Origin of the sequence: Streptomyces rhizosphaerihabitans (assembly GCF_025399795.1) — a bacterium.
Classification (GTDB): Bacteria; Actinomycetota; Actinomycetes; order Streptomycetales; family Streptomycetaceae; genus Streptomyces; species Streptomyces rhizosphaerihabitans.
Genome location: NZ_JAODTZ010000027.1, coordinates 39,734 through 58,373, shown reverse-complemented (window position 1 = coordinate 58,373; position 18,640 = coordinate 39,734). Strand labels below are relative to the sequence as shown.

At 71.3% G+C, this 18,640-nt stretch carries 15 protein-coding genes; 9 read left to right on the top strand and 6 right to left on the bottom strand.

The features are described 5' to 3' along the window. Positions 1-80: 80 nt before the first annotated feature. The 3 genes from N4G66_RS25480 to N4G66_RS25470 all read right to left on the bottom strand — a co-directional run bounded on the left by N4G66_RS25480 (position 81) and on the right by N4G66_RS25470 (position 3,262). Complete coding sequence (locus N4G66_RS25480) at positions 81-1,292, bottom strand: hypothetical protein (protein WP_261706521.1); 1,212 nt, start codon at positions 1,290-1,292, stop codon at positions 81-83. A gap of 124 nt (positions 1,293-1,416) precedes the next feature. Then, complete coding sequence (locus tag N4G66_RS25475; protein ID WP_261706520.1) at positions 1,417-2,595, bottom strand: PP2C family protein-serine/threonine phosphatase; 1,179 nt, start codon at positions 2,593-2,595, stop codon at positions 1,417-1,419. A gap of 28 nt (positions 2,596-2,623) precedes the next feature. After that, the gene (locus N4G66_RS25470) at positions 2,624-3,262 is read right to left on the bottom strand and encodes an NAD(P)-dependent oxidoreductase (RefSeq protein WP_261706519.1); all 639 of its coding nucleotides are present in this window, start codon (positions 3,260-3,262) and stop codon (positions 2,624-2,626) included. Between the two features lie 168 nt (positions 3,263-3,430). Between N4G66_RS25470 and N4G66_RS25465 the strand changes: the two genes are divergently transcribed. After that, positions 3,431-3,865 carry a hypothetical protein gene (locus tag N4G66_RS25465; RefSeq protein WP_261706518.1) on the top strand — a complete coding sequence of 145 codons (435 nt, stop codon included), beginning with the start codon at positions 3,431-3,433 and terminating at the stop codon, positions 3,863-3,865. 104 nt (positions 3,866-3,969) lie between these two features. On the opposite strand, the gene N4G66_RS25460 is transcribed toward N4G66_RS25465, so the two are convergent. Beyond that, positions 3,970-4,527 (bottom strand): SH3 domain-containing protein, encoded by a 558-nt coding sequence (locus tag N4G66_RS25460; RefSeq protein ID WP_261706517.1) that lies wholly within the window; start codon positions 4,525-4,527, stop codon positions 3,970-3,972. Between the two features lie 246 nt (positions 4,528-4,773). Here N4G66_RS25460 and N4G66_RS25455 point away from each other — a divergent pair, with 246 nt between their 5' ends. The 7 genes from N4G66_RS25455 to N4G66_RS25425 all read left to right on the top strand — a co-directional run bounded on the left by N4G66_RS25455 (position 4,774) and on the right by N4G66_RS25425 (position 16,428). Continuing rightward, positions 4,774-5,673, top strand: coding sequence for a hypothetical protein (locus N4G66_RS25455; protein ID WP_261706516.1), 900 nt, complete (start codon positions 4,774-4,776; stop codon positions 5,671-5,673). Positions 5,674-5,791: 118 nt separating this feature from the next. Next, the gene (locus N4G66_RS25450; protein ID WP_261706515.1) at positions 5,792-7,726 is read left to right on the top strand and encodes an FUSC family protein; all 1,935 of its coding nucleotides are present in this window, start codon (positions 5,792-5,794) and stop codon (positions 7,724-7,726) included. 270 nt (positions 7,727-7,996) lie between these two features. Then, on the top strand, positions 7,997-9,682 hold the full coding sequence (locus N4G66_RS25445) for a VWA domain-containing protein (protein WP_261706514.1): 1,686 nt from the start codon (positions 7,997-7,999) through the stop codon (positions 9,680-9,682). Between the two features lie 165 nt (positions 9,683-9,847). Then, positions 9,848-11,572, top strand: a complete 1,725-nt coding sequence (metG, locus tag N4G66_RS25440) for a methionine--tRNA ligase (protein WP_261706513.1) — start codon at positions 9,848-9,850, stop codon at positions 11,570-11,572. Positions 11,573-11,759: 187 nt separating this feature from the next. Then, on the top strand, positions 11,760-14,849 hold the full coding sequence (locus N4G66_RS25435; protein ID WP_261706512.1) for an FG-GAP repeat domain-containing protein: 3,090 nt from the start codon (positions 11,760-11,762) through the stop codon (positions 14,847-14,849). Between the two features lie 243 nt (positions 14,850-15,092). After that, positions 15,093-15,569, top strand: a complete 477-nt coding sequence (locus N4G66_RS25430) for a hypothetical protein (protein ID WP_261706511.1) — start codon at positions 15,093-15,095, stop codon at positions 15,567-15,569. Positions 15,570-15,681: 112 nt separating this feature from the next. Continuing rightward, positions 15,682-16,428: a hypothetical protein gene (locus tag N4G66_RS25425; protein WP_261706510.1), complete on the top strand. Its 747-nt coding sequence runs from the start codon at positions 15,682-15,684 to the stop codon at positions 16,426-16,428. A gap of 27 nt (positions 16,429-16,455) precedes the next feature. On the opposite strand, the gene N4G66_RS25420 is transcribed toward N4G66_RS25425, so the two are convergent. Beyond that, positions 16,456-16,638, bottom strand: a complete 183-nt coding sequence (locus N4G66_RS25420) for a DUF397 domain-containing protein (RefSeq protein WP_261706509.1) — start codon at positions 16,636-16,638, stop codon at positions 16,456-16,458. 253 nt (positions 16,639-16,891) lie between these two features. Between N4G66_RS25420 and N4G66_RS25410 the strand changes: the two genes are divergently transcribed. Beyond that, positions 16,892-17,284 (top strand): hypothetical protein, encoded by a 393-nt coding sequence (locus N4G66_RS25410; RefSeq protein WP_261706508.1) that lies wholly within the window; start codon positions 16,892-16,894, stop codon positions 17,282-17,284. Between the two features lie 112 nt (positions 17,285-17,396). Here N4G66_RS25410 and N4G66_RS25405 read toward each other — a convergent pair whose 3' ends face one another. Then, entirely contained in the window at positions 17,397-18,380 is a 984-nt protein-coding gene (locus N4G66_RS25405) for an intradiol ring-cleavage dioxygenase (RefSeq protein WP_261706507.1), read from the bottom strand. Positions 18,381-18,640 lie beyond the last annotated feature (260 nt).

Genomic DNA, 18,640 nt, shown 5'->3' with positions numbered 1-18,640 from the left:
GGCCGACGGCTCGGGCCGGCGGACGCGGGTCCGCTGCCTCAGGCCTGCTCCCTCAGGCCTGCTGCCTCAGGGCTGCTGCCTCAGGGCTGCGTCTGCAACTGGCGCAGTTGTTGCCGTACGTGGTCCAGCGCGCCTTCCCGGCGGCCGGGCACGCGCAGCCTCAACCGGGCCAGTTCCGCGCCGAGTTCGCGGGCCCGTGCCGGATCGTCGATACGGCCCCACTGGTGGTGCGCGCGGTCCACGGCCGACTCCACCTCCGGGGCGTCCGGCGCCTGCCCCGCGTCCAGCCGGGTCCCCGCGAGAGCCAGCCAGCCACGGCAGCTGCGCTCCGGGTCCCCCGCGAACATCGCCAGGTCCGCCCGTACCTCCATCCAGTGCAGCACCTGCTCGGAGCCGAGCCCGTACGCACGCAGCGCCTCCCGCTCCCGCCGCCCCGCCAGAGCGAGAGCCTCGTCGTGCCGGCCGTCCCGGACGGCGGCCGTGATCTCCCCATGGGGATCGGACGGCGGTGGACTCACTTGTTGAACGGCTTGGCCGGGGATGGCCACGGGCGGCGCGGGCGGCACGGCCGGCGGGGACGGCGGGGTCCGCGGCGGAGACGTCACGGTCGTGAACCCCGGTGCCGGGGGCCATGGTTGCCCGGCCCACGACTGCCCGGGTGCGAACACCAGGTCCGCCGCGCCCGGCCGGGCGGTCTCCTCGCCCGATGTCCTCGTCAGGGCCTGCTGGTGGAGCTGGAGGAGAGGAGGACGGTGGCCGCTGCGGAGAAGGGTGGCGACGGCTCTCATGTAGGCCGGCTGCGCCACCGTACGACGGGGCGGCGGCGGGGCGACGCGGCCGTACAGCGCGGTCGCCGGGCCCACCGTGAGAGGGCGCCCGGCGAGGAACGTCCAGGTGTCCGCGTCCGCGTGCAGGTCGATGAAGACGGTCGTCGAACCCGGTGGGCGCAGCCGGAGTTCCTCGGTGACCCAGTGCCAGGGGAAGGCCGTGTAACGGACCGTCGACGGGGTGGTGCGGGCCAGCGCGAGGTGCGGAAGCCGCTGGCGGCGGTCCAGTTGGAGCTGTCCCGTCACGAACATCGTCAGCGGTCCCGGAGCCGTCGCCGCCGCGCGCAGCCGGGTCAGCACGGCCTGCGGCTCCAACGGGTCGGCCAGTTCGACGACGTTCGCGGTGTCGGTGCCCGACAGCACCGACGGGGCGACGGCCGCGAGCACGGGGAGCACGGAGGCCGCGTCCACCAGACACCCCTTGCCCACCGGCGAAGCAGCGAGGAGCAGCACGGTTCCGGGCATAGGTTCCCTCCCCCATCGATCAGGTACCTCAGCACCGTAACGGCTGCGCATGCAAAGGGGGGACGCGAAGAGCGCGAACGCCCGGCCCGGCCCAGTGCCCCGAAGCCCGCGTCCGCCGCCCCGGCTACGTCCCCCGCCCGCCGCGCGCCCGGCGCCGTACGGCGAAGATCGTCGTGTCGTCGGCGAGCCGGCCGCCGCAGTGGTCCAGGGTGGCGTCGCACACGAACCGTACGAGGAGATGCGGGTCGGCGGTGCGCGGGTCCCGCGCCAGCGCCTTCGCGAGGGCGTCGCGGAGCGGGAAGAAGTCGCCCGCCGCGTCCCGGGCCTCCGTCACCCCGTCCGTGACCAGGAGCAGCGTCTCGCCGGGGGCGAGCGGGACACGGAGCACCGGCGGCGGCGCCAGCGTCAACTCGCTGAGACCGAGCGGGAGTCCGTCCCCGGGCGGCAGCCTCCGTACGCCGTCGGGGGTGACCACGAGCGGAGGTTCGTGGCCGAAGTTGATCACCTCGACGGTGGCCGGCGTTTCCTCGGGGAAGGCGACCAGGACTCCGGTCGCGAAACGGTCGGCCTCGTCGCGGCCGACCGCCGCGCAGTAGCGGACGTGCCGCAGCATCCGGATCTCCAGCCGCCCGGCGACCGTGTCGAGGACCCGCTCGTGGTACGCCGCCTCGCGGAAGGTTCCGAGCAGCGCGGCCGCCGCCTCCACCGCCGCGAGTCCCTTGCCCTGCACGTCACCGAGCAGCAGACGGGTCCCGTGCAGGCCGGGCTGGATGTCGTAGAAGTCGCCTCCGACGCGGGCCTCGCTGTCGGCGGTGAGGTAGACGGCCGCGTGGTCCAGGCCGCCCCAGCCCGGCGGCATCGGACGCAGCACGGTTCGCCTGGTCGTCTCGGCGACATCCCGCATGTGCAGCATGCGCCGCTCACCGCGCACCCGCAGGGAACAGGCGAGGGTCGCGAGGACACCGCCCGCCAGGACGAGGATGAAATCCGGCAGGCCCGTCTGGTACTGATGCGGCCACGCCGTGTCCACGGCACCGTAGGTGAGCAGTGACAGCACGCCGAGGGCCATCGTGCCCAGCACCCCGCAGATCGCCGCGGCGACGGCCGGGACCACCACGACCCAGGAGATGATCCGGAATCGGCCGGAGGTGTTCGCGTCGAGCAGCGCGATGCCGACGAGCAGCAGCAGCGGCGGCACCCAGGCGGCGTTGCGCCCGCGCAACCGCAGCGGCTTCTGCCGCTGGACGGCGTCCGGCGGCCCGCCGTGCGGGAGTTGGCCGAGTACGGATCTCCGGTCGGCCACCTCGCCGTACCGCCTCCTTTTCGTTCTCTCAGTAAGCGACGGACATGCGGCCGTGCGGGTGAATGGGCATCTCCAGCTGGTCGACGAAGGCCATCGCGTAGTCCTCGGCGCTGATCCGGCTGTGGCCTTCCGCGTCGGTCAGCATGCGGTCGCCGCCGATCCTGAATTCGCCCGTGCGTTCGCCGGGTCCGATCTCGGCGGCGGGTGAGATGTAGGTCCAGTCGAGGTCGTCGACGTCGGTCCGCAAGTACGCCAGGGCGTCGCGGTGGGCCAGCGCCTCGGGAAGGTAGGCCTCGGGGAAGTCGGGCTGGTCACAGGCGGCCTCGCCGGGGGCGACCTCCAGGGTACCCGCGCCGCCGACGATCACCAGCCGCTGCACCCCCGCCGACCGGACGCCCTCCACCAGGGAATGGTTGAGGGCGAGGAAGGGTTCTCGGGGATCCGAGCCGTCCCGGGGCGGGACGCAGGCCGACCCGACCGCGTCCGCGTCGGCCACCAGCTCGGCGACCTTCGCCGAATCCGAGGCGTCGGCCGCTGTCGCGGCGACCCCGGGAACCGGGGACTGTCCGGACCGGCTGACCGCGACGACCTGGTGTCCGCGCGCCGACGCCTCCGTGGCGATACGGCTGCCGACCATGCCGGTGGCACCAAAAAGTACGAGCTTCATGCACCTCAGCGAAGCACGCGACCATGATCACCGCATCCCGGCGACGCGACGGACCGGGGTGCCGTGGGGGTCCGGTGGGGCGTCCCGTGCGGGGCCCCTTCCCGACTTGCCAGGGACTTCGGCGAGGTGTGACCTGGAAGGCGGGGGCGAGCAGAGAGGAGTCCTTCCATGGCTCAAGCCGCACCCGTGTCAGGGACACCACGTACATCCGGGTCGACCGACGTCTTCGGGGAACAGACCCACACGATCACGAAGTGGGCCGTACCCGTCGTCGGCGGGCTCGTCTACGGCTTCTGGGCCGCCAACATCAACCGGGACGCAGGTGCCGTCACGGGCTGGAACGTGCTGTTCGGCTTCGTGTGCGCCATCGCGTTCGCGGCGGCCTACATGGGCGTCCGCATGCTGGCTCCGCTGATGCGGCGCGAGATGCACGCGCTGCTGTGGGCCGTGTTCGCGGGCTGCGCGTTCGGCTTCCTGTACAGCCAGACCGACGCGACCGTCCTGCGGTCCGTGTTCATGTCGCTGCCGGTGGCGGTGGGTGTGTTCGCGGTGGCCTTCTACCGCTACTACACGCACGAGGACGCGGCGGGAAAGGCGAGCTGACGCCGTACTGTGCCGGTCCTGCGTCGTAGTACGCCGGACCGGCACACGGCGCATGAGGCCCCGGCGGACTGCCGGGGCCTCATGCGTCTCCCTCACTCACCTACTCACCTGCCACCTGGGACCCAGTCCCAGGAGTTCGAGGAGGAGCCGGACACGGTCCAGCTCCACGCACTGGAGACGGTGAAGGTCCAGGAGCCGGAGGCGGTCACACTCCAGCCGGGGTCGTCGGCCGGATTCCGGTTGTTGTCCCAGTGCGCGTTGTGCCACACCCCGTCCTTCTGGTCGGGGCACGGGTCCGAGCAACTCGGCACCCACCGGCCGCCGGTGTCGACGAAGGCCGCGCTGGCCCAGGCATGGGCGCCGACGAGCCAGTACCAGCTGGTGTCGCCGGACACGCTCTGTCCTCTCACCGAGCACTCGACGCGGTCCTGGCTGCCCGGTGAGAGCGCGCCGACGACGGGCGATCCGGTACTGGGCTGAAGCCGCAGGTTCAGTTCTCCACGGGAGACGACGGTGCCCCAGACAGGACTGCCGGAGCCGCCACCGTCGCCGGTGTGCGCCGACGGGACCGCCGCCATGGAGGTGCCGGCGGCCGCGACGGTCAGTACACCGCCGCTGAGCAGGGCCGCGGCGAGAGTCCGCAGGGCCGGGGTGGTGCGCATATCGGCCTCCTTTTCCCCAGATCCAGGAAACACCCGTTCGGGTGAGGGCTCCACCTGAGCGGCCAAGACCCTTGGGGCCACTGGGATGCACGGGGGTGAGCCACGCCGCCGGGGGCCTCCGGCGAGGTCCAGGACGGGGTTACGGGCGGCCCTGCGACTGCGGCGGCTGCCCGTTCGGCTTGTCATATGCGCCCATTTGCAGTCAAACCGGTCGCGCACGGCGGCCGAGAGGCCTTGCCTGAAGACGTGTCCCCTCGTGTCCGGAGCGCTGTGTCGGCCGTGCTGATCGTGCTCGCCTGCCTCCTCGCGCCGCTCGGCGCGCTGTCGACGTGGGCGACGTACGGGCTCGGCGACTCCGAGCGGTACGAGGCCACCATGGCGCCGCTGGCCGCCGACGACGACGTCCGGGACGCCATCGCGGCCGGCGTCACCGACGACATCCTGCGCGAAGTCCACGTACGGCCGAGGCTCCAGGGGCCGGTGAACCACTTCGTGCGGGACGCGGTGCGCTCGTTCACCGAGACCGAGGCGTACCGCACCGCGTGGGAGGCCGCCAACATGGCCGCGCACGACGCCGTGATGCGGGCTCTGCGCGAGGACCAGGAGGGTGCGGTGACCGTCGACCTCGCGCCCGTCACCGAGCGGGTCAAGCGCCGGCTCGCCGACGACCACATGCCGTTGGCCAACCGGATCCCCGTCGAGCACACCGAGATCACCGTGCTCGAGGCCGAGGACCTGGCCCGGCTCCGGAAGGGGTTCCACGTGCTCGAAGTCGCCGGTTTCTGGCTGCCGGTGGCGTCGGTCGTCTTCGCGGCGGTCGGGATCGTCGTCGCCGTACGCCGCCGCCGGGCGGTTCTCGCGACGGGCCTCGGCACCGCGCTGGGCGCCGCGCTGCTCGGTGGCGCGATCACCGTCGGCCGCAGGCTCACCCTCGACGACCTGCCGCCCGATGTGTCCCGCATGGCCGCGGGCGCGGTGTACGACGCCCTCACCGAGACCCTCCGGTTCGTCAGCTGGCTGCTGCTGGCCGCGGGTCTGACGGTGGCTCTGACCTCCGCGCTGGCCGACGCGTACGCGCGCTACCGGCGGGCGGCCGAGGCGCCCCCGCGGACTCCGGCCGAGCAGTCGACACACGTGGGCGCCTGACCCGCCCCGAGCACGCGGAACGCGCCACCGGCCGGACTTCGCACCGGCCGGCCCTCGCAACCCTCCACCAGCGGGACCGAGCCGGAGACCGGCCCCGGGAAACCGCCATACTCGGTACATGTCCCGCGAGTTCCCCATCGGCCTCACCCCTCCCGACTGGCTGGTCAGGAACCTCAAACCGCAGCGGGCACCCGTCAACCGGGCCGCCACCGCCCGCGCCGCCGTCGCCCTGTCGCTCCCCCTCGCCATCGGCCTCGCCCACGACCAGCCCGCGTACGGCGCGCTGGCCTCCATGGGCGCGCTGTCCGGAGTCATCGGCGACACCGCGGACGCGTACCGCATGCGGATCTTCAACATCGCCGTCCCGCAGTTCTTCGGCGCGATCGGCGTCACGATCGGCGCCGCGGTCTTCGGGCACGGCTGGGCCGCCGTCGCCGCCGTGACCGGCGTCGCCCTGATCTCCGGGATGATCTCGTCGATCGGCGCCGTCGCCTCCGTCACCGGACTGCTGCTGCTCCTCAACTGCGTGATCGGCGCCGGACTCCCGCTGCCCGGCGCCTGGTGGCTCGCCCCGCTGCTGATGTCCGGCGGCGGGCTTCTCGTCCTCGCGCTGACCCTGCTCGCCTGGCCGCTGCGCTCGGGGGTGCCGGAGCGGTCCGCCGTCGCGGGCACCTACCGCACGGTCGCGGACCTGCTCGCCGCGAGCGGCACCGACGACTACGAACGCATCCGCCTCGCCGTCACCCAGTCACTGAACGAGTCGTACGACATCGTCCTCGCGCGGCGCGCGTTCCACCACGGCCGCAGCCCCGACCTCGTCCGGCTGCTCGCCCAGCTGAACGCCGTCACCCCCGTCGTCGAGGCCGCCCCCGCCGCCCACCAGCGGGGCGTACCGCTGCCCGCCGGGATCGCCGCCGCCGTACGCCGGCTCGCCGAGACCGTCGAGACCGGCGGCACCGGCCCCCTGGAACTGCGGCTGCCCACCCCGGCCGACGAAACCGGGCGCGCCGTCGACCACGCCCTGCGGCACGCCGCCGACGTCGTGACGGAACGGTCCCCCGACCCGCACGCCCTCGACGACCGCCTCGGCCGGCCCGCCGCGCTCCGCGTCCGCACCGCCCGCGCCACCCGCAACGTCCTGCTGTCCGCAGCCTCCTGGCGCTACGGCACCCGCCTCGCCCTGTGCATCGGCCTCGGCCAGGTGCTGGTCTCGACCGTCGCGGTGCCGCGCTCGTACTGGGTCGCGCTCACCATCACCTTCGTCATGAAGCCCGACTACGGCTCCGTCTTCTCCCGGGCGCTGCTGCGCGCGCTCGGCACGGTCGCGGGCCTCGTGGTCGCGGCGGCCGTGCTGACCGTCGTGCCGCGCGGCTGGTGGGACGTGCCCGTGCTGATGCTGCTCGCCGCGCTCATCCCGGCCCTGACCCCCCGTGGCTACGGCTATCAGACCGCCGCCATCACCCCGGTGATCCTGCTGCTGTCCGACATCCTCAACCACCAGGGAACCGGGCTGATCGTCCCGCGCCTCGTCGACTCCCTCATCGGCTGCGCCATCGCCCTGGTCGCCGGATACCTCCTCTGGCCGGAGAGCTGGCACGCCCGGGTCGGCGACCGGCTCGCGGACGCGGTCGCCGACACCGCCGGCTATGTCGAGCTGGCCTTCGGGGACGCCGCCGAGCCCGCGGCCCGCGCCCGCAGCAGGCGCCGTCTGTACCGCGACCTGTCCTCCATCCGTACGGAGTTCCAGCGCGCGCTGACCGAACCGCCCCCGAACGGGCGCCGAGCCGCCGCCTGGATGCCGCTCGTCGTCGCCGTCGAACGGATCGTGGACGCGACGACCGCCGCCCGGGTCCGCGTCAAACAGGGCGCGACCGAGCCGTCCGCCGTCGAGATCTCCACCATCGCGCGCCAGCTGCGGGAACTGTCCGAGGGACTGCGCGAGACGGACGTGCTCTTCGCCGTCCGCACCGGTCTCACCGGGCCCTCGGAGAGCGTTCTCGAACCGGTGCGGCAGGAGGTCGCGGCGGCCAGGGCGATCGCCTCCCCGCACTGACCTGAGCCGTGCCGGCACCCGGGACGCGCTTTACTCTCCCATTGCGATCCGTTCACACAAGCGTGACACCAGGGGAGGGTATGCGGCCGAACGTAGAAATCCGACAAATCCCCGTGATAGGAAAGTGAACCAGTGGGCGCTGTAAGGGGGTTGACGTGGCGGTCGTCCGGTGTGCCGCCCCTGCCGAAGATCACCATCTATGGCCGCTAACCTTACGTGTCCGTCCTGGCCAGGGATTGACGGGATCAACTCACGCGAAGGGTTGCGCACATGGGCATTCTCACTCTCCTGCGGAATGCGATCGGCCGCTCACGCAAGGGTCGTGACGCCGACGCGGAGACCTCGCGAGAGGCAACGTCGACCGCGACGGTCCCGGCTCCCGCCGCGGAGCCGACGCTTTCTCCGGAGGCCGAGCCGGCCTCCACCCCCGTACCGGAGGCCGAGGCCACCATCCCGGCTCCCGCGTCCGAGCCCACGCCCTCCGTGGTCGACGAGCTGGTGTCGGCCGCCTTCGACAACGTGACGGTGCCGAAGCAGACCTCGTCTTCTTCCGCGGAAGAGACGCCTGCGGTGGAGCACCCCACGCAAGAACCCGCGGAAACGCCCGCAGCGGCGGAGGCCGCGCCTGCCCTCGCCCCCGAGGCCGAGGCCACCACCGAGGCCGCCGCCGAGCCCGCCGCCGAGGCCGAGGTCGAGGCTGAAGTTGAGCCCGTAGCCGAGACTGCGGCGGAGCCGGTCGTAGAGACCGCGCCTGCCGCCGAGGCTGAGCCCGCGACCGAGGTCGAGGCCGAGGTCGAGGCCGAGGTCGAGGCCGAGGTCAACGCTGTCGCCGAGCCCGAGGCGGAGCCGGTCGCAGAGGCCGAGCCCAGAGCCGAGGCCGAGCCGGTCGCCGAGGCGGAGGCTGAGGCTGAACCCGTCGTCGAGCCGGAGGCCGAACCCGCCGCCGAGGCGGAAGCCACTGCCGAGCCCGAGGCGGAGCCTGTCGTCGAGGCCGAGGTCGAGGCGGAGCCTGAGGTCGAGGCTGTCGTCGAGCCCGCGGCCGAGCCCGTCGCCGAGACCGAAGCTGCCGTCGAGGCCGAGCCCGTCGCCACGACCGAGGTCGAAGCGGAGCCTGAGGTCGAGGCTGTCGTCGAGCCCGCGGCCGAGCCCGTCGCCGAGAACGAGCCGGTCATCGAGGCCGAGCCCGTCGTCGAGACCGAGCCCGTCGTCGAGACCGCGCCCGTCGTCACCGAGGAGGTCACTCCGGTGGCCGCCCAGGTGGACGAGCCCGCGGCCGAGGCGGCGACGCCGGGTACCCCCGCCGTCACGGCAGCCCGCGTCAAGGAGGAAGCCCCGGCCCTGGTCACGGCGTACCAGGAAGCGGGTACCGCGCTCCAGAAGCGGGACCTCACCGGCGCGCGCGCCAAGGTCTACCTCGTGCTCGACCGCTCGTCGTCCATGCGCGCGTACTACAAGGACGGCTCCGCCCAGGCCCTCGGCGAGCAGGCCCTCGCCCTCGCCGCCCACCTGGACACGGACGCGGCCGTCCACGTCGTCTTCTTCTCCACCGAGCTGGACGGCACCGGCGCTCTCACGCTCACCGGGCACGAGAACAAGGTCGACGACCTGCACGCCGGCCTCGGCCGCATGGGCCGTACGAGCTACCACGCCGCCGTGGAGGAAGTCGTCACCCACTACCAGCAGTCGGGCACCACCGACCCGGCCCTGGTGATCTTCCAGACGGACGGCGCCCCGGACGCCAAGACCCCCGCCACCCAGTCCCTCACGGACGCGGCGAAGGACCACCCGGGCGTCTTCTTCTCCTTCATCGCCTTCGGCGAGCACGACAACAAGGCCTTCGACTACCTCCGGAAGCTGAAGACCGGCAACACGGCCTTCTTCCACGCGGGCCCGACCCCGCGCGAACTGACGGACGTCGAGGTCTACGACGGCGTGCTGGAGAACTGGCGCCCGTAACCCCCCGTCCGACCACCACCTCGGCCGCCCCCTTCCCACGCCTTAAAACGGGAAGCGGGCGGCCCACCCATGTCGGCTACGATTTCAAGGTTCACCGGCGACGACCCGCCCACCGGAAATCCGACGCGATCGTCGCCCCACGTAGCGACCTGGGAGCAGCCCGCGATGGCTCGACACCTCATCACCAGCGCCCTTCCGTACATCAACGGGATCAAGCACCTGGGCAACATGGTGGGGTCCATGCTCCCGGCGGACGTGTACTCCCGGTACCTCCGCCAGCGCGGCCACGACGTCCTGTACATCTGCGCGACGGACGAGCACGGCACCCCCGCCGAGCTGGCGGCCAAGGAGCGCGGCCTGCCGGTCGACGAGTTCTGCGCGCAGGCGCACGACGCGCAGAAGGCGGTGTACGACGGCTTCGAGCTGGCCTTCGACTACTTCGGCCGCAGCTCGAGCCCGGAGAACCATGACATCACGCAGCACTTCGCGCGACGCCTGAACGAGAACGGCTTCATCGAGGAGCGCGCGATCCGTCAGGTGTACTCGCCCACGGACGGCCGCTTCCTCCCGGACCGCTATGTCGAGGGCACCTGCCCGCACTGCGGTTACGACAAGGCCCGCGGCGACCAGTGCGAGAACTGCACGCGTGTCCTCGACCCCACGGACCTGATCGACCCGCGTTCGGCGATCTCCGGCTCGACGGACCTGGAGGTCCGCGAGACCAAGCACCTCTTCCTCCTCCAGTCGAGGCTCCAGCACGAGGTCGAGGAGTGGGTGGCCCGCCACGAGTCCGAGTGGCCGCAGCTCGCCTCCTCCATCGCCCGCAAGTGGCTGACCGAGGGCCTGCACGACCGCGCGATCACCCGTGACCTGGACTGGGGCGTCCCCGTCCCGGCCGACACCTGGCCGGAGCTGGCCGCCGAGGGCAAGGTCTTCTACGTCTGGTTCGACGCCCCGATCGAGTACATCGGCGCGACGAAGGAGTGGTCCGACCAGGACACGGAGAACCGCGACTGGAAGTCCTGGTGGTACGACGCGGACTCCGGCGAGAACCCGGTCCGCTACACGCAGTTCATGGCGAAGGACAACGTGCCCTTCCACACCGTCATGTTCCCGGCCACCGAGCTGGGCGTGCGCGAGCCGTGGAAGAAGGTCGACTACGTCAAGGCCTTCAACTGGCTGACGTACTACGGCGGGAAGTTCTCCACGTCCCAGAAGCGCGGCGTCTTCACCGACCACGCCCTGGACATCCTGCCCGCCGACTACTGGCGCTACTTCCTCATCGCCAACGCCCCCGAGTCGGACGACTCGTCGTTCACCTGGGAGCACTTCACGGCCACGGTCAACAAGGACCTGGCCGACACCCTCGGCAACTTCGTCAACCGCGTCCTGTCCTTCTCCAAGAAGCGCTTCGGCGAGGAGGTCCCGGCGGGTTCGGAGGCCGGCGAGGCCGAGGCGAAGCTGGGCGTGGAGATCGCGGGCCTGCTCGCGGAGTACGAGACCCAGATGGAGGCCCTCCAGTACCGCAAGGCGGCCGCCGCGCTGCGCGCCCTGTGGTCGGCGGGCAACTCCTACCTGGAGGAGAAGGCTCCCTGGCTGGAGATCAAGACCAGCCCCGAGGGAGCCGCGCTGACGCTCCGTACGGCGATGAACCTGATCCACCTGTACTCGGTGGTCTCGGAACCCTTCATCCCGGCGTCCGCCCGCGCGATGCGCTCGGCCTTCGCCCTCGCGGACGACACGGCGACCTGGGTGAGCGCCGACGAGGCCCGCGCCCTGTCCTTCCTGCCCGCCGGAACCCCCTTCACCGTTCCCCCGGTCCTCTTCGCCAAGATCACGGACGAAGACCTGGAGTCGTACAAGGAGCGCTTCGGCGGCGCGCCGGAGTAACAGCGACCGCTCGACAGGGCCCGGGAACGAACGGTTCCCGGGCCCTTCGCGTGTCCCGAGCGGCCAGGAAACAGGCCGGTCCACCAGCGGCTTTACCGGACCCTGACCATCGGACCCGTCGTCATCTCCTGTTAGCATCCGCGCACTTGTGCGAGGGCGGGGGCCCTCGCGGGGAGGGACACTTCACGTGGGCAGAAACGCCCCGAGACGGCGCGGCCTTGCCGCGGCCGTCTCCGCCTTCGCGGTCGCCGTGGCGGCCGCCACCATCGCCGTTCTGCCGCAGCACGACGCCTCGGCGGACCCGGCCGCACCGGCCGCGAACGCCTCCGAGATCACCCTGACCGACCCCGCCGACACACAGCCGCGCGCCGACCGCCCGCTGGTGGCCGGCGCGAGCGGCTTCCTGCACCGGCAGACCGGGATCACCGGGCTGCTGTGGACGGACTACGCCGACGGCACCAGCACGGTCGTCAGGACCGCCGACGGCGTGTACGCGCCCGCGGGTGTGTGCGCGAGCCTCGGCTCTTCGACCTGCCCCACCGCCTGGTACGGCAGCGACGCCGACCTGGTCGCGCTGCCGTCGTCCGGCTCCGTCGCCCTGTGGGACCCGGCGACCCGGACGACGTCGTCGTTCACCTCCGACGAGGGGTACCGGGGGCTGGCCGGACGGACCGTCGTCACCGAGGAGTCACTGCACGACCTCGTCGACGGCACCTGGCGCTCCCGCGCCATCACACCCGACTGGGTGCGGATCACCTCGGGCGCCATCACCGCCGCCGACCGTCACGGGGCGCTGTTCAAGGTCGACAGCTACCTGTATTACCTCGACCTGGCGACGGCCACGGCCACCCAGGTCTTCTCCGGCATGGACGCGCGGCCGTACACCGTCCTCAGTGACGATCGGATCGGCTGGTACGACCCGGCCGGCGGCAACCTGCACGTCAAGCCCCGCACGGACCCCGAAGCCGCCGAGCAGGTGATCGACCTGCCTACGCCCGGTGCCCAGCTCGACGGCACCCCCGTGCTCTCCGGCGACCGGCTGCTGCTCCCGCTGCACACCGGCACCGGGACCAGCGCGCTGCGGGCCGACTCCCTCCTGGACGGCTCCTCTCGCACCCTGGCGGCCGAGGCGGGGGCGTACATCGTCCGCGCGTCCGGCGGCACCGCCCTCGTCACCGGCGGCACCGGCGCGAGCGACTGGTGGGTACGGCGGTTCGCCCAGGCCGGGGACGGCACGCCCGGCCTGCAGCAGCTCGCCCAGATCCCGGCGGCGGAGAACGCGAAGACCGGCCTGGCGCTCAGCCGGGGCAGTCTGCGCGTCGCCGAGGACGACCCGAGCGGCACCATGGACACCACCTCGCTGCGCACGCTCGCCGTGGTCGGCGGGCAGCTCACCGCCTCCGCTCCCGGGGCCGGGGACAAGGTGCTCACGCGCTGCCCGTACACGGGCGTGGCCTGTTCGGTGCTCTGGGGCAACCTCGGCAACAACCCCCGGGACGCCTTCCTCGGCACCACCGACACCGGTCTGACCGGCAAGGACCGGCTGGTCGCCATGCTGGACGGCTCCTCGGACTGGACCCTTGAGTTCGGCACCACGGGCGGTCACATCGTCGACGTCTCGGACAACTACGCGGTCTACGACTCCGGGGGCGCCTCCCCGGAGCAGTACATCGGCGAGTTCGGCCAGGGCCAGAAGCTGAAGCGGTCGGTGCGCGCCGCCGCGCTGAACGGCTCGACCCTCTGGAGCGCCTCGACGACCGGCAAGCTCACCTCGTACAGCCTGCCCGAGGACAAGACCCTCGCGACGGTGACCGTTCCCGGCATGACCTGCGTGCCGGGCGAACTCCAGGCGGCGGGCCGCTGGGTGTACTGGGCGTGCGGCGACGGCTCGGCCGGCGTGTACGACACCAAGGCCTCCACCTCCCGGGCGGTGAGCGGCGGCGACGAGCTGCTCGGCGACGGCTTCACCGTCCGCCACGACCGTGCCGCAGGCACCCTGGTACTGACGGACGCGGCCACCGGCACCAGCCGTGTGCTCGCGACCGATGTCGCCGACACCGGCCTCGCCATGGACCGCCGCTTCAAGTGGACCGTGGACGAATACACGGGCCTGGTGGCCTGGACCGATCTGTACGAGCGGACGCACATCGCCAGGACCGGTGTCACGCCGTCGGCCGTGACGGCCTTCAGGCCCGAGGCAACGGACTTCGTCGGCTCCAACACACCCTTCCACGGCTCCTGGCTGCTGTCCCGCCCGGTCACCTCCTGGTCGGTGACCTTCGCGTCCGTCCAGAGCGGTGCGCGGGGCAAGGCCACCCGCACGGTCGGCGGGGGCGCGTCCACCGCCTGGGTGGCCACGGACTGGTCCGGCACGACGGTCGACAACGCCCGGTTCCCCAACGGGCACTTCACCTGGACCCTCAAGGCCACCGGCATCGGAACCGCCTCGGCGGTCACCGTCGCGACCGGCAAGGGCTTCCTGCAGGGAGGCGCGCCGGTGCGGCACGACTTCGCCGGCGCGGAAGGACCGGACGGCCGCGGCGACCTCCTCACCTTGAACTCGTCCGGCGGTCTGACCTTCCAGTCGGGCACCGGCACCGGAAAGTTCGGCGACAAGATCAGCGGTTCCGGCTGGGCCACCAGCATCAAGGCCGTGCCGTTCGGCGATCTCAACGGCGACCGCTGCAACGACGTCCTCGTCCGGCTGAGCAGCGGCGCCCTGCGGGCGTACAAGCCGCACTGCGGCGCCGCGGTCACCCCGAAGACGTCGTACACCACGCTCGCGAGCAGCGGCTGGACTCAGTACGACGTCCTGACCTCGCCCGGCGACGTGAGCGGCGACGGCCGACCCGACCTGATCGCGCGCGTCGCGTCCACCGGGACCGTCTACGTCTACAAGGGGACGAGCACGGGAACGCTCTCCGCGCGCGTGAAGCTCTACGACAACTGGAAGAGCTACAAGAAGATCGTCGGGGCCGGTGACCTCAACGGCGACGGCATCGGCGACCTGCTCGCCCAGGACACGTCCAACACCCTCTTCCGCTACAACGGCAAGGGAGACGGAACCTTCGCCGCCCGCGTGAAGGTGTTCGCCGACTGGGGCGGCTCCTACAACGCCGTCGTCGGGGTCGGTGACATCACCGACGACGGCAGGGCCGACCTGGTCTCCCGGGACACCGGCGGCAATCTGTACCGCAACAGCGGGGACGGCAAGGGATCGTTCGGCTCGCGCACGAAGATCGCCACCGGCTGGAGCGGATACCGGTCGATCTCCTGAGGCTCCTCGCCTGGGGAAGGGGGCACGGACGACACGTCCTGTGCCCCCTTTCGCCGTCCCCGGACCCACCCGCCGCGGCCGCCGCCCCGGCGCCCGGGGGACCGGCCGGACAGCACGGAAGACCAGGTGAGAGCCCGGTGAAGACCCGGCAAAGAGCCGGGAAAGCCACCCTCTGTCCGATGCCGCCGATCCGTAACGGACCCCGGCGCCACAAGGACCTCGACCACCCGTATGGTTTCCGCCATGGCAGTCCCCGAGGTCATTCCGATCGCCTACGAACCGAAGCACCGCACCGAGACAATCGGCCGGTACGCGGACGGTCAGTTCTTGGCGTCGATCACGTACGCCTTCCCCGAAGGATTCCGTCCCGATGACGGCTGGGAAGAGCACAAACGTCTGTACGTGGTGCTCCACACCTTCGACACCGAGGGCCGCTACCGCGACTCGGAGGTCTGGTGCGCAGGCACGTGGGCCGAACAGCAACGGGCCGCCCAGGGCGAATACTCGGTGCTGTCGCGCGCCCGCGTCCACCTGGCGAAACTGCTGCGCAGCCTGCCCCGGCGCTCGTACACGGACATCGCGATACGACCGTTCCAGCTCACCGTCGACGGCGTGCTGTTCGGCCTGCTGACCGGCGTGGACGAGGGCGAGGCCTGGGCCGAGCTGTACCCCGACCGCCTCGGCTTCGCCGAACCGTGGGACGGCACGTACGACGTCTGAGCGGATCCTCATTCCCGACGTGACCCTGACAAGCGCCCCCGGCCGTTAGCATCGGGTCCTTTGAGTCACGAGGGGCTGGGGGGCACGAGTGCGGATACAGGTGCGGGTGCGGGTGCGGGGAAACAGGTGGCTGCTGGTGGGCGCGGCACTGACCGCGTGGGGGATCACCGCCTGCGCCGGTACGGGCGGGGGAACGCCCGGCTCCCCGGCGGCAAGCAGTTCACCCGGCGGCGCCTCGACCGCGTCCACCGCGCCGGGGCCGCCGCTCTCCGCCGAGGCCCTGAAGTCCATCGCCCTCACCGGTGAAGACGTGCCGGACAGCTTGGCCGTCTCGGCGGACGAGCGGTCACCCGCCGACTCTGACAGCACCTCCCCGCCGGTCTCGGACCCCTCCTGCGAGACGCTCCTCGACGCCACCCACGCCATCGGCGCATCGGCCGTCGTGGACCAGAACATCACCTGGAAGGGCAGCATGCTTCCCGGCGGCAACACCCTCGCCTCCTACGAAGGCACGGGAGCCGAGAAGGCGATCGACCGTGTCCGTACGTCACTGACAACCTGCCACGACTTCACCGGCGACAGCCGCGGGGGGAAGTACACCGCGCACGTCGCGCCGGAGAAGGCCCCCCGGCTCGGCGACGAGTCGATCGCCTTCCGGGTCACCACCCCGGTGAAGCTGGAGGCGCCAGACCTGCCCAGCGGTCTACCTGTCCCCGTGCAGAACGAGCAGCACATCCTCGTGAGAGTCGGCGGCGTCACCGCGTCCTTCTCGATGCTGGACCTGGACAACAGCAACCGCTTCCCCCTGGCCCTCATCCGAAAAGAAGTCGCCCGCATGGCAAAGGCCCAGCACGCCTGACGCGAGACACCCCGCAAGGCACGATGGTCACCCGTCGCGGCCCACCCGGAGCCGCCCCAGAAGCGCGGCCGGCCCCTGCGGGGTGACAGGAAGTATTCGGCCGGAGTCATCGCTCTCGCGGAGCAGCAATGTGCCCTCTTGCAGGGCGACTTCCACACACTCGTCGCCATCCCCGCCTCCGGAGTAGGAGGACTTCTGCCACTGGATCACGCTCTTACAGCTCCTTCGTCATGCGGTGAAGAAAATCCCGCGACTTCGCAGGGTCGAGCGACGCCGATTCCACCTTACGAAAGAACGTTCGGAACCGAGCCAGCTGGGACTGGGCGTCCAGGAACGGACCTCCATGCGGCGCGTCCCGCTTCGCGGTGTCCAACTGGGGCACGGGGCCACCCGTGTACAGCATGGACGAATTGGCGCCGGCGAACCCGTCGGCCTGGAAGCGCTGGGCCGTGCCCTGCAAGGGATGGACTGGCAGGCCTCCGACTACTTCTACGAGTTCCTCGACGTCAATCTGGGGAATACCCCCGCCGGCGATAAATGGAGGGAAATCTTGAGCTTCGTCACCTACTTCCCCGGCAGGGGAACCGTCCGCGAGACGGCCTATCTCGAGGGCAAGGCTGAAGGCAAGGCAGAAGGCATGATCCAAGGCGTGGCCGAGGGGGAGGCGAAGGGGGTCCTTCGGGTGCTGGAGGTGCGCGGGCTGACCGTCTCCGACGACGTCCGTACGCGGATCACCACCTGCACCGACCTCGACCGTCTCGGCGACTGGCTCGACCGGGCCGGCGCGGTCGCGCACGCCGAGGAACTGTTCGGCGAAGCCCCGCGCGGCCCGGAGAGCACTTCGGAGCAGAGCTGAGCAAGCCCCGCACGGGGAGGGCCCGGAACCAGCGTGCTCCGGGCCCCTGCCCGTCAGGGAGTCAAGGGGCCCGGAACCCGTGGTGTTCCGGGCCCCTGTGTGTCGGGAGGGGTCAGGACGCCGAGGCCGACGCGCTCGGCTGGGTGTCCGTGCTGTCGTGGGTCTCGTCCGGGGCGACGCCCATCGTCAGGTCGGCGTGGACACCCTTGGCGATGTTCTTCTTGTCGTACTTGAGGTACAGCAGGCCCCCCTCATGGCCGTTCTGGGGGTAGATCGTGTCCTCGGTGAGGGTGGTGCGGGTGGTGGTGTTCGTGGAGTACGGGGAGACCGCCGCCGACGCCAGGACCGCCTTCTCGTCGAAGAAGAACTGGCCCGTGTGGCAGGCGTGGCCGCCCTCGTAGCCCGCGTCGGTCCACGTGCCGTCCACATGGACCTTCACGTGGATGTGGACGCAGCGGCCCTGGTACCAGCCGGGGAACACCGTCTTGAAGGTGACGTAGCCGTGCTTGTCGGTCTTCCAGGTGCCCCGGAGGTAGCGCTCGTCGTCGGTCGGCTCCGAGTGGCCGCCGCCGGTGCCGCCGGAGGGAGCGCCCGACGGAGGCTCACCTGTGGGCGTACCCGAGGGGGCGTCGGACGGGGAGCCGGAGGGCGGGGTGCCGCCGCCACCGCCACCGCCGCTGCTCATCGCCTCGTAACCGGAGTAGAGGCCCAGTGCGCTGCAGTGCCAGATGTCGACCGCCGCGTTCTTCACCGGCTTGCAGGTGTCCGCGTCGATCACCTTGAGCTTGAGGGTCAGAGGGATGCCCTCTTCGTCCTCGGTGATGTCCTGGCGGATCTTGTCCGCATCGATGTAGTAAGGGCCTTCGGTGGTCTCGGTGGTGAGCTTGTAGCAGAGCTCGGAGGCGGTGGCGCTCGCCGAGGCGGTCGGGCCCTTCCCCTTCGTCTCCCCGGCGAAGGCGCCGGCGGCGACCGTCCCGCCCACACCGACAGCGGCGACCGCACCGGCACCGGCGACGACGACCTTACGACGCGTCAGATTGCGTTTGTGCTTGGGTCCTTGCTGGTTCTCATGGCCGTTCTCGGCGTTTCCCGTCATGGGCAGGGACGCTAGGAGGCGGGCCTGTCAGGGACGTGAGAAAGGCCTATGGAATCCCATGCACACGCAAAAGAGCGTCGCGGGAAAGCCCTGTTTCCAGGCCTTTCCAGTAAACATAAAGCAAGGCTTGCCTTACTTTTTATAGATCAGCGCGGAGGAGGAGCAGAACCTGTCCGCGAGCGAGCTCGATGCACGAGTTGCCGTCAGCGCCGCCGGAGACGACCCAGAGCCTGCGGGCGGACCTGTGGGGCGGCCCCTCT